This window comes from Pseudomonas sp. B611, assembly GCF_055407965.1.
Genome location: NZ_JBUZST010000028.1, coordinates 35,533 through 50,074 on the forward strand (window position 1 = coordinate 35,533; position 14,542 = coordinate 50,074).

11 protein-coding genes are annotated in these 14,542 nt (G+C 62.6%); all 11 read left to right on the top strand.

Translation table 11 applies throughout. From position 1 onward, the window contains the following. Window positions 1-131: 131 nt before the first annotated feature. The 11 genes from ACZRMO_RS29010 to pgaD all read left to right on the top strand — a co-directional run bounded on the left by ACZRMO_RS29010 (window position 132) and on the right by pgaD (window position 14,113). Window positions 132-542, top strand: a complete 411-nt coding sequence (locus ACZRMO_RS29010; protein WP_124526276.1) for a MarR family winged helix-turn-helix transcriptional regulator — start codon at window positions 132-134, stop codon at window positions 540-542. Then, window positions 539-2,617, top strand: coding sequence for an FUSC family protein (locus tag ACZRMO_RS29015; protein ID WP_463975131.1), 2,079 nt, complete (start codon window positions 539-541; stop codon window positions 2,615-2,617). Before ACZRMO_RS29010 ends, ACZRMO_RS29015 begins: the two co-directional genes overlap by 4 nt. Continuing rightward, the gene (locus ACZRMO_RS29020) at window positions 2,614-2,823 is read left to right on the top strand and encodes a DUF1656 domain-containing protein (protein ID WP_010214247.1); all 210 of its coding nucleotides are present in this window, start codon (window positions 2,614-2,616) and stop codon (window positions 2,821-2,823) included. The genes ACZRMO_RS29015 and ACZRMO_RS29020 overlap by 4 nt, the downstream gene beginning before the upstream one ends. After that, the gene (locus tag ACZRMO_RS29025) at window positions 2,820-3,692 is read left to right on the top strand and encodes an efflux RND transporter periplasmic adaptor subunit (protein ID WP_124526274.1); all 873 of its coding nucleotides are present in this window, start codon (window positions 2,820-2,822) and stop codon (window positions 3,690-3,692) included. The genes ACZRMO_RS29020 and ACZRMO_RS29025 overlap by 4 nt, the downstream gene beginning before the upstream one ends. Beyond that, window positions 3,689-5,131 carry an efflux transporter outer membrane subunit gene (locus tag ACZRMO_RS29030; RefSeq protein ID WP_463975132.1) on the top strand — a complete coding sequence of 481 codons (1,443 nt, stop codon included), beginning with the start codon at window positions 3,689-3,691 and terminating at the stop codon, window positions 5,129-5,131. Before ACZRMO_RS29025 ends, ACZRMO_RS29030 begins: the two co-directional genes overlap by 4 nt. Before the next feature lie 81 nt (window positions 5,132-5,212). Next, window positions 5,213-5,845 (top strand): NADH:ubiquinone oxidoreductase subunit N, encoded by a 633-nt coding sequence (locus ACZRMO_RS29035; protein ID WP_124526272.1) that lies wholly within the window; start codon window positions 5,213-5,215, stop codon window positions 5,843-5,845. Between the two features lie 147 nt (window positions 5,846-5,992). Then, window positions 5,993-7,489 carry a YdgA family protein gene (locus tag ACZRMO_RS29040; protein ID WP_463975133.1) on the top strand — a complete coding sequence of 499 codons (1,497 nt, stop codon included), beginning with the start codon at window positions 5,993-5,995 and terminating at the stop codon, window positions 7,487-7,489. 299 nt (window positions 7,490-7,788) lie between these two features. Then, on the top strand, window positions 7,789-10,269 hold the full coding sequence (gene pgaA / locus ACZRMO_RS29045; protein WP_463975134.1) for a poly-beta-1,6 N-acetyl-D-glucosamine export porin PgaA: 2,481 nt from the start codon (window positions 7,789-7,791) through the stop codon (window positions 10,267-10,269). Window positions 10,270-10,281: 12 nt separating this feature from the next. Further along, window positions 10,282-12,285, top strand: coding sequence for a poly-beta-1,6-N-acetyl-D-glucosamine N-deacetylase PgaB (gene pgaB, locus ACZRMO_RS29050; RefSeq protein ID WP_463975135.1), 2,004 nt, complete (start codon window positions 10,282-10,284; stop codon window positions 12,283-12,285). 2 nt (window positions 12,286-12,287) lie between these two features. Then, a complete protein-coding gene (gene pgaC / locus ACZRMO_RS29055; RefSeq protein WP_017739205.1) occupies window positions 12,288-13,628 on the top strand; it encodes a poly-beta-1,6-N-acetyl-D-glucosamine synthase in 1,341 nt (446 codons plus the stop codon). 2 nt (window positions 13,629-13,630) lie between these two features. Further along, window positions 13,631-14,113, top strand: a complete 483-nt coding sequence (gene pgaD / locus ACZRMO_RS29060; protein WP_463975136.1) for a poly-beta-1,6-N-acetyl-D-glucosamine biosynthesis protein PgaD — start codon at window positions 13,631-13,633, stop codon at window positions 14,111-14,113. Window positions 14,114-14,542 lie beyond the last annotated feature (429 nt).

The window sequence follows — 14,542 nt, forward strand, 5'->3', positions numbered from 1 at the left end:
CCCACAATTTTTCCATTCATCCGCAAAATTGTTTCAAAACTTGACGGCCTCCCGTTCATCCATCATATTGATAGTTAGCAAACTAACTGTATGCGAACTATCCAGTGTCTCAGTCCCTCGAACAACTCCAGATGAACCTCAGCAGCAGCATGGTGGTGGGCGCCCGTAACTGGCGCAAAATCTGCCAGACCACGCTGGTGAGCTACGGTATTTCCGAAGCCTGCGCCGTGCCGCTGTTGATGATCGGCCGCCTGGGCGACGGTGTGCATCAGGTAAAAGTAGCCCAGGCGTCGGGGATGGAAAGCCCGTCGCTGGTGCGCCTGCTCGACCAGTTGTGCAACGGCGGCTACGTGTGCCGCACCGAAGATATCCACGATCGTCGCGCCAAGGCCCTGAGCCTCACCGAGCGGGGCCGTGAGCTGGTGCAAGCGGTGGAAGTGCAACTGGTGCGCCTGCGCAAGGAAGTCCTCGCCGACATCGCGCCCGACGACATGGCCGCCGCCTTGCGCGTGCTGCGCGCCTTTGAGGCGGCAACCCTTTGAACGGATTTTTCAGCGGCTTCCCGCCGGCCCGCGACTGGTTCTACGGTGTGCGCACCTTCGCCGCCTCGATGATCGCGCTGTACATCGCCATGCTCATGCAAATGCCGCGTCCGTATTGGGCGATGGCCACCGTGTATATCGTCTCCAGCCCGTTTGTCGGCCCCACCAGTTCCAAGGCGCTGTACCGCGCCATCGGCACCTTGATGGGCGCGGCGGCGGCGGTGTTTTTTGTGCCGATGTTTGTGCAGTCGCCCTATGTGCTGGTGGTGGTGATTGCCTTGTGGACGGGCATTTTGCTGTTCCTCTCCATGCACCTGCGCACCGCGAATAACTACGCGTTGATGCTGGCCGGCTACACCTTGCCGCTGATCGCCCTACCGGTGGTGGATAACCCGCTGGCCGTGTGGGACGTGGCCGAAGCACGTACCGAAGAAATCTTCCTTGGCATCGCCGTGGCGGCGGTGGTCGGCGCGATGTTCTGGCCACGCCGCCTGATGCCGGTGTTCGATGGCTCGGTGAGCAAGTGGTTTGCCGACGCCCAGGTCTACAGCCAGCGCTTTTTGACGCGCAACGTGACGCCGGAAGAAGTCAGCAGCTTGCGCGGCGGCATGGTCGCTACCTTCAATACCTTGGAATTGATGATCGGCCAGTTGCCACACGAAGGCGCGCGGCCGCAGACGGTGCGCAACACCAAGGAGCTGCGTGGGCGCATGATCCACCTGTTGCCGGTGGTGGAGGAACTCGACGATGCGCTGTATGCCGTCGAGCAGCGTGCGCCGCAGTACCTGGAGCAACTCACGCCGCTGCTGGAGGCGGCCAGCCAGTGGCTGCAAAGCAGTGCCCAAGACGCCTCGCTGGACAGTTGGCGCGCCCTGCGTGATCAGGTCGAAGCCTTGCAGCCACAAGGCGAAGCGCTGGACGAACGCCACACGCTGCTGTTCTCCAATGCCTTGTACCGCCTCGGCGAATGGATCGACCTGTGGCAAGACTGCCGCAGCCTGCAAGCCGCCATCGCCTGCGAAAGCCAGGTCACCTGGCGCGCCGTCTACCGCCACTGGCGCCTGGGCCGGCTCACGCCGTTCCTCGACCGTGGCCTGATGTTCTACTCGGCGTTTTCCACCGTCACCGCGATCATCGTCGCCTCGGTGCTGTGGATTCTATTGGGCTGGACCGACGGCGGCAGCGCCGTGATCCTCGCCGCCGTCGCCTGCAGCTTTTTCGCCTCGATGGACGATCCCGCGCCGCAGATCTACCGGTTCTTTTTCTGGACGGCGATGTCGGTGCTGTTCGCCAGCCTCTATCTGTTTCTGGTCCTGCCCAACCTGCACGATTTCCCGATGCTGGTGCTGGCGTTTGCCGTGCCGTTTATCTGCATCGGCACGCTCACCGTGCAGCCACGGTTCTACCTGGGCATGCTGCTGACGCTGGTGAACACCTCGTCGTTCATCAGCATCCAGGGGGCCTATGACGCGGACTTCCTCAACTTCGCCAACGTCAACCTGGCCGGGCCCGTGGGTCTGTTGTTTGCCTTTGTGTGGACGCTGATTGCGCGGCCCTTCGGCGCCGAACTGGCGGCCAAGCGCCTGACCCGTTTCAGCTGGCACGATATCGTCGGCATGACCGAACCGGCAACCCTCAACGAACACCGCCACCTCGCCGCGCAAATGCTCGACCGCCTGATGCAGCACCTGCCGCGCCTGGCGATCATCGGCCACGACACCGGCGTCGCCCTGCGCGACTTGCGGGTGGCACTGAACCTGCTCGACCTGCTGGCCTACTCGCCACGCATCCTCGGCGTGCCACGGGTGCTGCTCAACCAAGTGGTCGAAGGCGTCGGTGGCTACTTCAAGGCCTGCCTCAAAGCCGGTGAACGCTTGCCCGCGCCGAGCGGTCTGCTGATGACCCTCGACCGCACTCGCCGCGCCCTCAACGGCCAAGGCCTGCAAGACGAAGACGACACCCGCGTGCACCTGCTGCACGCGCTGGCCGGCCTGCGCCTGGCGCTGTTGCCCGGCGTGGAATTCATTGGCGGCACCGAGCAGGAAGCGCCGCTACCCGATGGAGCGCCTTTATGATCGGTGATCTGGATATCAGCGGGGTGTTCCTGCCCACGCTGCTGGTGCTGATGGGCATTACGTACGTGTTGTTTCTGGTGGTGCATGGGTTGTTGACCCGGCTCCATTTCTACCGCCTGGTCTGGCACCGGGCATTGTTCAACGTGGGGCTCTACGCGCTGTTGCTGGGCGCGGTGGACTCACTCAGTCGATACCTGATGACATGAAAAAACCCTTTTTGACCATCGGCCGTGTAGTCCTCACGTTGTTGATCGTGACCTTTGCGGTCGTGGTGGTGTGGCGCATGGTCATGTACTACATGTTTGCGCCCTGGACCCGTGACGGGCACATCCGTGCCGACATCGTGCAGATCGCCCCCGACGTGTCCGGGCTGATCCAGCAGGTGGACGTGCGCGACAACCAGTTGGTGACCAAGGGCCAGGTGCTCTTCGCCGTGGACCAGGACCGCTTCAAGCTGGCCCTGCGCCAAGCCCAGGCCGCCGTGGCCGACCGCCAGGAAACCCTGGCCCAGGCCAGCCGCGAATACAAACGCAACCGTGGCCTGGGCAACCTGGTGCCAAGCGAGCAACTGGAAGAAAGCCAGTCCCGCGTGGCCCGAGCACAATCGGCCCTGGCCGAAGCCCAGGTGACGGTGGATTCGGCTCAGCTCAACCTCGACCGCTCGGTGATCCGCAGCCCGGTGGACGGTTACGTCAACGACCGTGCGCCGCGCAACCAGGAGTTCGTCACCGCCGGGCGCCCGGTGTTGTCGGTGGTGGACAGCAATTCCTTTCACATCGACGGCTACTTCGAAGAAACCAAGCTCGACGGTATCCACGTCGGCATGGCGGTGGATATTCGCGTGGTCGGCGACAACGCCCGCCTGCGCGGGCATGTGCAGAGCATCGTCGCCGGGATCGAAGACCGTGACCGCAGCAGCGGCGCCAACCTGTTGCCCAACGTCAACCCGGCGTTCAGTTGGGTGCGCCTGGCCCAGCGCATTCCGGTGCGCATCGCGTTTGACGAGGTGCCGGCAGACTTCCGCATGATCGCCGGGCGCACCGCCACCGTGTCGATCATTGGAGACAAGCCATGAAGCAACGGCTGGCCATTGCCGCGCTGGGGCTGATGCTGTCGGCCTGCCAGGCGGTGGGCCCGGACTACACGCTGCCGAATGAGGCCGCGGTCAAACGCGGCGACCTGCAAGGGCAGATTGCAGGCGAGGGCAGCAACGTGGTGTCGGCGCCAGTGCCGGCAGATTGGTGGAAACTGTACAACGACCAGCGTCTGGATGAGCTGGTGCGCCAGGCCATGGCCTCCAACACCGATTTGCGCGTGGCCGCCGCCAACCTGCAACGTTCGCGGTATCAGGTGCAACAGGCCGAATCCGCCGGCGGTTGGAATGCCGGCGTGAAGGCCGAGGCCCAGCGCTTGCAGGAGTCCGGCGAGGCGTTTTTGCTCGCGGACAAAGTCCCGGTGGCGAATATCGGCAGCGTTGGCATCAGCACTTCGTACCAGTTCGACCTGTGGGGCACCTTGCAACGCGGCATCGAAAGCGCCCAGGCCAGCGCCGACGCCGCCCAGGCCGCCGCCGATATTGCGCGCATCACCCTGGTGGCGGATGTGGTGCGCTCCTACACCCAGGTGTGCGCGGCCAACGAAGAATTGGCGATTGCCAATGAATCCCTGGAGCTGCAAGCCCAGAGCACCACCCTGACCCAACGCCTGCGCGATGCCGGGCGTGGCGATGAAACCCAGGTGACGCGCTCGCAAACCCAATACAAATCCCTGCGCGCCGACATGCCGCGCTACGAAGCCGCGCGCCAGGCCGGTTTGTTCCGCCTGTCGATGCTGCTGGCCAAGCCGCTGGACCAACTGCCAGCGGGCACCGGCACCTGCGCCGAGCTGCCGCATATCGCCCAATTGCTGCCGGTGGGCGATGGCGCCGCGCTGCTCAAGCGCCGTCCCGATGTGCGTCAGGCCGAGCGCCAACTGGCCGCCGCCACCGCACGCATCGGCGTGGCCACCGGTGCGCTATACCCGGACATCAGCATCGGCGCCACGGTGGGCACCGTCGGTATTCTCGATAACCTCGGCACCGCGCCCACCAACCGCTGGGGCTTTGGCCCGCTGATCAGTTGGACCGTGCCGACCAACGGCGCCCGCGCACGCATCCACGAAGCGGAAGCCGCGACCCAGGGCGCCCTGGCGCATTTCGACGGCGTGGTGCTCAACGCCATCCGCGAAACCCAGACCGGCCTGGCGCAATACACCGCGCAACTGCAGCGTCGCGACGCCCTGAACGAAGCCGGTGAGTCGGCCAAGGAAGCGGCGGACCAGACACACCGCTTCTTCCAGGCCGGCCGCGCGTCGTTCCTCGCCGACCTGCAAGCCACGCGCACCTACACCGATGTGCGCGCGCAGCTGGCGGCGGCGAACACCCAGGTTGCCATGAGCCAGATCGACTTGTTCCTGGCGTTGGGCGGCGGTTGGGAAAGCGGACGAACGCAAGCGGCGCCAGCCAGCAAACCCTGAGCTTATAGCTATGCTTTGTCAGGTGAGTCGCCGTGACGATTCACCTGACACTGCTCGCGTTTGCTCATGGGGATTCCAATAATGAAAAACCCTTATGCTCCCGCTTTCTGGTGCGTGTTCTTCGCACTGGTGTTGTTATCGGCTGCCTACTTCTACGGGGTCATGCTCGCTCACCAGATCGACAAGGCCATGGTGTTTCTCGACAGCGCCTGCCTGGTGATCGGCACCTTGTCCATCGGCGTGGTGGCCTGGGCGTCGTACCAGAACCATCGGATCAAACGCCGACTGCTCGAACAGGGCAAGACCCGCGTGGCGATCTGGGACACCAAGGTTGCGCTACGCCGCGTCGAAACCGTGTTCGACCGCTATTTCTGGGGCAGCTACTGGCAGCCGGGGCGCACCTTCCAGGAAGTCATGGGCGAACTCACCGGCACGCCCCTGGAAAAAAGCCTCGAAGCCTTGAAAAAGCAGTGCGTGGCGTTGGATCAGCAAGTCGCCGACGGTAGGCATTGGCTGAATAACGCGCGGGAATTGTCCGACGTCGCCACGCAAATGGCCCGTGAGCGCTACCAACTGGACTTCTGCGACCCCAAGGCCGACACCCCGGGCAACGCGGTGATACACCGCGAGTTTGAGGTGTTGGTGTACACCTGGACGGCGCGGTTGAAGAGTTTCGATCACCAGCTCGACGAGATTGAATCGGAATATTCGTGAACCATCTGCTGACCTGACCCCTCTGAAAAGCTGGGCCGTTCGCGGCCGCGAGTGCTAATCTTCCCCCGCTTTTGGCGGGCTTGAGCCAACCCCTTCGGGGTTCAAGGAAGACAGCCCACTTCTCACAGGATTTGATCAGGTCACTTCATGAATAAGCCAGCCGTAGTTCTTTTGGGTTTTGTCGTCGCTGTAGGCGCTGTCAGTGCAGGCGGCGCCTGGTACACCGGCAAGCAGCTGGAGCCGGTGCTGCAAACGGCGGTGCAGGACGCCAACAAGGAACTGCAACGTTCCATGGCCGGCGTCGATGGGCGTCTGGACCTGGAACTGGTGTCCCTGGACCGTGGCTTGTTCAGCAGCACCGCGCACTATCGCCTCAAGGCCCAGGGTTCGTTCTTCGGTGAGCAGAACCCGAACCCGGAATTGCTCTTCGTCGACCATATCGAACACGGCCCGCTGCCGTTCTCGCGCCTGGTGTCGCTGAAGTGGCTGCCGGTCATGGCCACCAGTCACTATTCGCTGGAAAAGAACCCGACCACCGAAAAATGGTTCGCCGCCGCCAAAGACGTGTCGCCGCTCAAGGGCGTGGCCAATATTGGCTACAACCGTTCGGTCAGCGGCAATTTCGAGTTGCTGCCCCTGGAGTTCAAGGACGACAAGTCCTCGGCCAGCTTCTCCGGCCTCAACCTGGACTTCGACAGCAGCGCCGAAGGCAAGAAGGTCAAGGTCAACGGCTACATGAACAGCCTCAAGCTGACCGCCGTCGATGGCGACGGCACACCCTTTGCGGCCGACCTGGCCGGCCTGACGGTGGCCAGCAACCTGGAAAAATCCACCTTCGGCTTCTACACCGGGCAGAACACCGTTGAGCTGACCGACACCAAGCTGACCGTCGGCCCGCAACAAACCGTGCTGACCCTCAAGGGCTTCGAGCAAAAAGACACCAGCGCCGTCAAAGACAACACCATGGACGGCCGCGTCGACTACAAGATCGACGAGATCGGCTACCAGGGCAAACCGGTCGGCTCCGCCGCCATGGCCGTGAGCGTGAAGAACATCGACGTGCCGTCGGGCCTGCTGCTGACCAAGCTGTACCAGGACAAGATGCAGCCGGTGCAAGCCGCTGCCGCTGCGGGTCAACCCGTGCCGGAACTGCAACTGACCGAAGCCGAACAAACCCTGGCCGAAGCCAACGTCAACCAGTTGCTGGCGGCCAAGCCGCAAGTGGCCCTGGAAAACCTGTCGCTGAAAACCACCCACGGCGAAAGCAAATTCAACCTGATCCTGGACCTGACCAAGCCGTCGTCCATGGAACTGCCACCGGTTGAACTGGGCAAGCAGATCATCGCCTTGCTGGATGCCAACCTGACCCTGTCCAAGCCCATGATCGGCGACATTGCCGCCCTGCAAGCCCAGGCCGGTGGCGTGACCGACCCGAAAGCCATCGAGCAGCAATCGCAGATGGCGGCCGAAATGGTCAGTGGCATGGCGGTCGGCACCCAACTGGCGACCCTGGTTGGCAACGACGTCGTTTCCAAGCTGCACTACGCCAACAATGAAGTGACCTTCAACGGCCAGAAGATGACCGTGGAACAATTCATTGGCTTCGTCTTGGCCAAAGCCGGTGCCATGAGCGGCGCGCAGTAAAGATTCTGCCTTCACCCAGAAATAAATAATGGGGGAGTGGAAGTGCCTGTGATCAGGGTCAAACAATCGACGTTCAGGTTGATTGAAGCCCCGTTATCGTTGGCAAGTCCGCTCCCCCATTCGTATTTCAGATTCGCTACCAATTCTGAACAATTGTTCTGAATTAGGCTTTCCCCTACTTTCTTAAGGGATAGTTCCTACAGGAAAGCTAGGTCGGGTCACGAGACGCCGACACCCTGATGCAAATTGCTCAGGACCACCTATCGTTACAGCTTTCCGTGTGTAAGGAAGCTCACGATATGCTGCGAAACCTCCCACTCAGTGCATCAGGCCGGTTACGACTGCTGATCGGGGCAGCCTTGTGCAGCCAGTTGCTGATGCCCGCTTTCGCGGTGGCCGACCCCGCCTACGATGCCCTGATCATTCAGGCGCGCAACGGCAATTTCACGCCGGCCCTGACCCAATTGCGCCAACTCCCTGCCGAGCGCCAGACGCCGGGCCAGGTCAGCGATCACCTGGTGATTGCCGGCTGGGCCGGGCAGGACGCCGAAGTGCTCAAGGTGTACGAGGCTCAGGGCAAAAATCGCAGCCTGACCCCTCAGGCGCTCGCCACCGTCGCGCGTACCTATCGCAACCAGAAGCAGTGGGCACAAGCCGAGGCGGTGTATCGCCAGGCACTTGTGCGTGAGCCGAACAATGTCGACCTGCAACTGGGCCTGGTCCTGGCCCAGGCGGACGGCGGTAAAACCACCGAAGCCGTGCAACGCGCCCGCGCGCTGGTGGCGGCCAACCCGAATGACCCCAACCGGCGCATGGCCCTGGGCTACGCGCTGACCCGCTCCGGTTTCAACTACGACGCGTTGTTTGAATTCGACCAGGCGTTTATCCGCGCCGGTGACAAACCGGAAGTCGCCCGCGAATACATCGTCGCCCTGCAAAAGGCACGCTTGCCGGAGCCGGCGTTACGCCTGGCAGCCAAGCGCCCGGGCCTTATCGATCCAGTGACCCAGCGCCGCCTGGAAGGTGACCTCGCCGCTGAACGCGTGCGCATGGCCGAGTTCGCCACGCGCAGCGAAAAGGAACGCTACGTCATTGCCGACCGCGCCCTGCAGGATTACGACAAGCTTCTCGCCCGCTGGACCCCGGACCCCACCGCCAAGGGCGACGTGGTGGTGTGGCGCATCGACCGCCTCGGCGCACTCAAGGCGCGGGCGCGTACGGCTGAGGTGATCCGCGAGTACGAAACGCTCCAGGCCGAAGGGGTGAAGTTGCCCACTTACGCCGTACGTTGGGTAGCTGCGTCCTACCTCGACCAACGCCTGCCGGAAAAGGCCGCGCCGCTGTATCGCCAGGCGATCACGGCGCCCGATGCCGACGTCGGCGACCGTGTGGAAGACAGCACAGCCTTGTTCTACGCCTTGCTCGAAAACGACCAGGTGGACGAGGCGCGCACCGTCGCGAAGAACCTGGCCGACAGCCAGAAACCCCGGGTTGAACTCAAGGGCCTGCCTATTGGCAACCCCAACGATGAGTGGATGGACGCCCAACAATTGGCCGCTCAGGCCGGCACCTATGGGGCCGATCTGCCGTCCAGCGAGAAATCCCTGGAAGAGCTGGTGGGCAAGGCGCCTGGCAGCATCGGGCTGCGCCTGGCGCAAGCAGAAATGTACCGCGCCCGCGATTGGCCACGGCGCGCCGAGCGTGTCCTCAAGGAAACGGAGGCGCAAAGCCCGCGTGACATCGGCCTGGAGATGTCCCAAGGTTTCACGGCCCTGGACCTGCAGGAATGGCGTCAACTCGACATCCTCACCGACGATGTGGTCGCCCGTAACCCGGACAATCGCCAGGTACAGCGCCTGCAACGCCTGCGCGACGTGCATGACATGGCCGAGCTACGGGTCGAGGCCTACACCGGCAAAAGCTTCGGCGGCGGCAACAACGGCGACGCCGGGGCCGTCTCGGGCAGCCGTGACTGGGGCATTGAGAGCCGGATCTACACGCCGCCCATCGACGAAGATTGGCGCCTGTTCGCCGGTGCCGGTTATGCCACCGCCGACTTTGAAGAAGGCACCGGCCACCACCGTTGGCAGGTGGTCGGCGTCGAGCGGCGCACCCGCGACATGACCATCGAGGCCGAGGTGTCCAACCACTCTTACGGTGATGGCTCCAAACAAGGCGCGGCGGTGTCGATTGCGCGGGACATCAATGACAACTGGCAATACGGCGGCAGCCTCGGCTACCTGCTGTCCACCACACCCCTACGGGCGTTGAACGAGGGGATCACGGCCAACGGCGGCAGCGGTTTCATCCGCTGGCGCGCCAACGAAAGCCGCGAGTGGAAACTGACCCTCAGCCCGTCCCATTTCAGTGACGGCAACGACCGTTTCGAAGCCTTGCTCAGTGGCCGTGAAGGCCTCTACAGCTCGCCGAAAGTGCAAGTGGACCTGGGCCTGGAAGTCGGCGCCAGCCGCAACAGCAAGGAAGACACGATCTACTTCAACCCGAAGTCGGACTTCACCGTGCTGCCGGTCATCAACATCAATCATGTGCTCTATCACCGCTACGAGACTCAGTGGAGTCAGCAGTTCCAGGTCGGTGCGGGCACCTATAGCCAGCAGGATTATTCCACCGGTGGCATCGGTCTGGTGGGTTACGGCCAACGCTACCGCTGGAATGACGTACTGGAAGCCGGCGCGAACCTGAGCCTGATCAGCCGACCTTACGACGGCGATCGCGAACGCGATCTGCGCCTGCTCGTCGACCTCACTTACCGTTTCTAGAAGAGCCTGACCATGACCGTCCTCAGCCGTTGCTTGTTGATTCTGGGCGTAATGCTGGCCAGCGCCTGCGCCCAGCAACCCGCACCTTTTACCCCACCCGCCGAGCGGCCGATTGCGCCCAACGAAGCGCCGTGGCCGAAAAACCATTTCCTCGGCATTGGTTACCATGACGTCGAGGATCGTGACCCCGATCAGGCGGTGGTGGCGGTACGCACCGAACGTTTGATCGAGCAGCTCGCCTGGTTGCGCGAGAACGGCTACCAGGCGGTCAGCGTCGACCAGATCCTCGCGGCCCGCAACGGTGGGCCAGCGCTGCCGCCCAAAGCCATCATGCTCAGCTTCGACGACGGCTACTCCAGCTTCTACACGCGGGTGATGCCGATCCTGCGTGCCTACCGCTGGCCGGCCCTGTTGGCGCCGGTAGGTTACTGGATCGACACGCCGATGAACCAGCCGGTGGACTTCGCCGGCCAACCACGGCCGCGCGGCGAGTTCCTGACCTGGCAGCAGATCCGCGAAGTGTCCCAGTCGGGCCTGGTGGAAATAGCTGCGCATACCGACAACAGCCACAAAGGCATCCTGGGCAACCCCCAGGGCAATCTGGAGCCGGCTGCCACCACGCGGCGTTATGACCCGGCGACCAAGCGGTATGAAACCGAAGCGCAGTTCCAGGCGCGCATGCGCGCTGACGTGAAGGCGATTTCCGACAAGATCCGTGCAGTTACCGGCAAGGCCCCACGGGTGTGGGTATGGCCATACGGTGCGGCTGACGGCACGTCGCTGGCAGTGGTCGGTGAACACGGCTACCAGATGGCGCTGACCCTGGACGATGGTCTTGACGACTCCACCAAGCTGATGAATAGCCCGCGTTTCCTGGTGGCCTCCGACCCGGACGGCGAACATTACGCCAACAGCATCGTCGCCGTGCAGACCAAGGCGCCGATGCGGGTGCTGCACGTGGACCTGGACCATGTCTACGACCCGGACCCGGCCCAGCAGGCGCGCAACCTCGACCAACTGATTCAACGCGTGGTGGACATGGGCGCTGTGACGGTGTTCCTGCAAGCCTATGCCGATCCAAAGGGCGACGGCCTGGTGCATTCGCTGTATTTCCCCAACCGTCACCTGCCGATGCGTGCCGACCTGTTCAACCGTGTCGCCTGGCAACTGCACACCCGTGCCCATGCCAGCGTCTATGCCTGGATGCCGGTGCTGAGTTTTGCCCTGGATCCCAAGCTGCCACGCGTAACCCGCTGGGACCCGAAAACCGGCCAGATCGGCCTCGACCCCGATCAATACCAACGCCTGTCGCCGTTCGATCCAGAGGTGCGCAAGATCATCGGCGAAATTTACGAAGACTTGGCGAGTATCAGCAACAGTGGTCTCGATGGCGTGCTGTATCACGATGATGCGGTGTTCAACGACTTTGAAGACGCCAGCCCTGCGGCGCTCAAGGCCTATGCCGCCAACGGTCTGCCGAACACCATCGAAGCCTTGCGCGCCGACCCGGCTGTGATGCAGCGCTGGACCCGCTTCAAGAGTCGCTTCCTGATCGATTTTACCAACGAGCTGACCGCCAAAGTCCGTGCGATCCGTGGCCCGCAGATCATGACCGCGCGCAATATCTTCGCCGAGCCGATGCTTAACCCGCAGAGTGAAACCTGGTTCGCGCAGAACCTCGACGACTTCCTCCAGACCTACGACTGGACCGCACCGATGGCCATGCCGCTGATGGAAGGCCAGACGCTGAAAAACTCCAACGCCTGGCTGGAAAAACTGGTGGCTACCGTCAAGGCGCGTCCCGGTGCGCTCGACCGCACCGTGTTCGAACTGCAAGCCAAAGACTGGCGGACCAAGGAAGCGCCGGACATCAGCGCCGAGCAGTTGGCTGAATGGATGGGCGTGCTCAAGCGCCAGGGTGTCACGAGTTTTGGCTACTACCCGGACAACTTCCTGGAAAACTCCCCGGACCTGAAGACGATACGTCCGGCCATTTCCAACCAATGGAACCCTTGACCATGTTCGACAGAATCCTGGCTTTATTCGTGCTGGCATTGGTGTTGGGTGTGCCCCTGGGCCTGATCTTCCTGGTCACCGGGCAGTTCCTGATGGACTTCGTGTTTTTCTACCCGCTGTTCATGTCGGCGCTGTGGATTGCCGGCGGCCTGTACTTCTGGCTGCACTGGGAACGCCACTGGCCGTGGGAAGAGGACACCCCGGCGCCGACCCTGGCCGGCAACCCGCTGATCTCGATCATCATCCCTTGCTACAACGAGGGCGATAACGCGGCCGAGACCATTCATGCGGCGCTGGACCAGGTGTACCCGAACATCGAAGTGATCGCCGTCAACGACGGCTCCAAGGACAACACCGCCGCGGTCCTCGATGCGCTGGCCCTGGAACACCCGCGCCTGCGCGTGTTGCACCTGGCGCAGAACCAGGGCAAGGCCGTGGCCTTGCGCATGGGCGCCGTGGCCGCGCGCAGCGAGTACCTGGTGTGCATCGACGGCGATGCGTTGCTCGACCGCAATGCGGCGGCGTATATGGTCGCGCCGATGCTCGACAACCCGCGCCTCGGCGCGGTGACCGGCAACCCGCGCATCCGCACGCGCTCGACCTTGATCGGCCGGGTACAGGTGGGCGAGTTCTCTTCGATCATTGGCTTGATCAAGCGTACGCAGCGGGTATTCGGGCGGATCTTCACGGTGTCCGGGGTGGTGGTGGCGTTCCGTAAAAAGGCGCTGGACCGCATCGACTACTGGAGCACCGACATGATCACCGAGGACATCGACGTCAGCTGGAAGCTGCAACTCGATCACTGGGCGATCTTCTATGAGCCGCGTGCACTGTGCTGGATCCTCATGCCGGAAACCGTCGGCGGCCTGTGGAAACAGCGCCTGCGCTGGGCCCAGGGCGGTGCCGAAGTATTGTTCAAGAATATCCGTGGCATCTGGCAATGGCGCCATCGCTACCTGTGGCCGCTGCTGTTCGAATACTGCCTCTCCACCGGCTGGGCCTTTACCTTCCTGCTCTCGGTGATCTTCTGGGGCCTGGGTAAATTCATGGTGTTGCCGCAAGCGATTGCCGTGGATTCCCTGGTGCCACCGGCATTTACCGGCCTGGTGCTGGCGATGGTGTGCCTGGTGCAGTTTGCCGTGAGCATCCTGATTGACCGACGCTACGAAAAAGACCTGTGGAAAACCCTGTTCTGGACGGTGTGGTACCCGATGGTGTTCTGGCTGGTCAGCTTGTTCACCACCCTGGTCAGTTTTCCCAAGGTGCTGTTCAACCAGCACCAGAAGCGCGCGCGCTGGGTCAGCCCGGACCGCGGGATCAAACCAGCCAATGAGGACGTGTGATCATGAAACTGATCAGAACTCGCCAAAACTCGCTGATGTGGATCATCGACGTGGTGCTGACCCTGTTGGCCTGGGCCGGGTTGATCTGGCTGCTGGCGCGCGGGATCAACGCCATGCTGGAAACCCACGGTGGGCCGCGCATCGAGGCGCCGATCTTCGCGGCGCTCAACACCCTGCAGATCTACCTGTGGATCGCGTTGTTCAACGCGCTGATCCTGGTCTCGTGGGCGCGCTACCAGCAACGCAAAGGCCGCAAATTCGCCCAGCGCCGCGCCGAGGCCAACGCACTCAGCGACAAGAACCTCAGCGAAAGCTTCAAGCTTGGCGAGGGTGACCTGGAGCAACTGCGCAAACCGGGTGTGCTGGTGATCCACAACGACGAAGAGGGCGGTGTGGAGGAAGTAAAATCCCACGTCTCCCGTGATGTGGAAAAGCCGACATTGACCTTGGTGCCGGGGCAGGATCGCGGCAAAGACGCCAGTTGATCTGCGCCCTGTAGATCATTTGGAATGCAGTCAATGTGGGAGGGGGCTTGCCCCCGTGACGGCCTGGCAGTCGGGCGATTTTTACCGGGTGTAAACCGGCTCTAGTGTGGGAGCGGGCTTGCTCGCGAAGACGGCCTGTCAGGCGGTTGAGTTGTGTTGGTTGCACATCGTTCTGAGGTGGGAGCTGGCTTGCCTGCGATGACTATCTATGTGGCGCCGGGGCTTTTGGGTCGGAGTACATATCCATTGCTGCGGTAACGGCTACTTAGGGTTCCGCTCTTACAGCGGCTCACTTTTGGAAGGACCCAAAAGTAAGCAAAAGGTCCTCGCCCGGTATGACTCACCCACATGGGTTACAAATCAGTTCACGCACATAGGTAACAGTTTTTAACTGGCAGGGTCGATTTCGCGAGGATCTGACCATGCCCT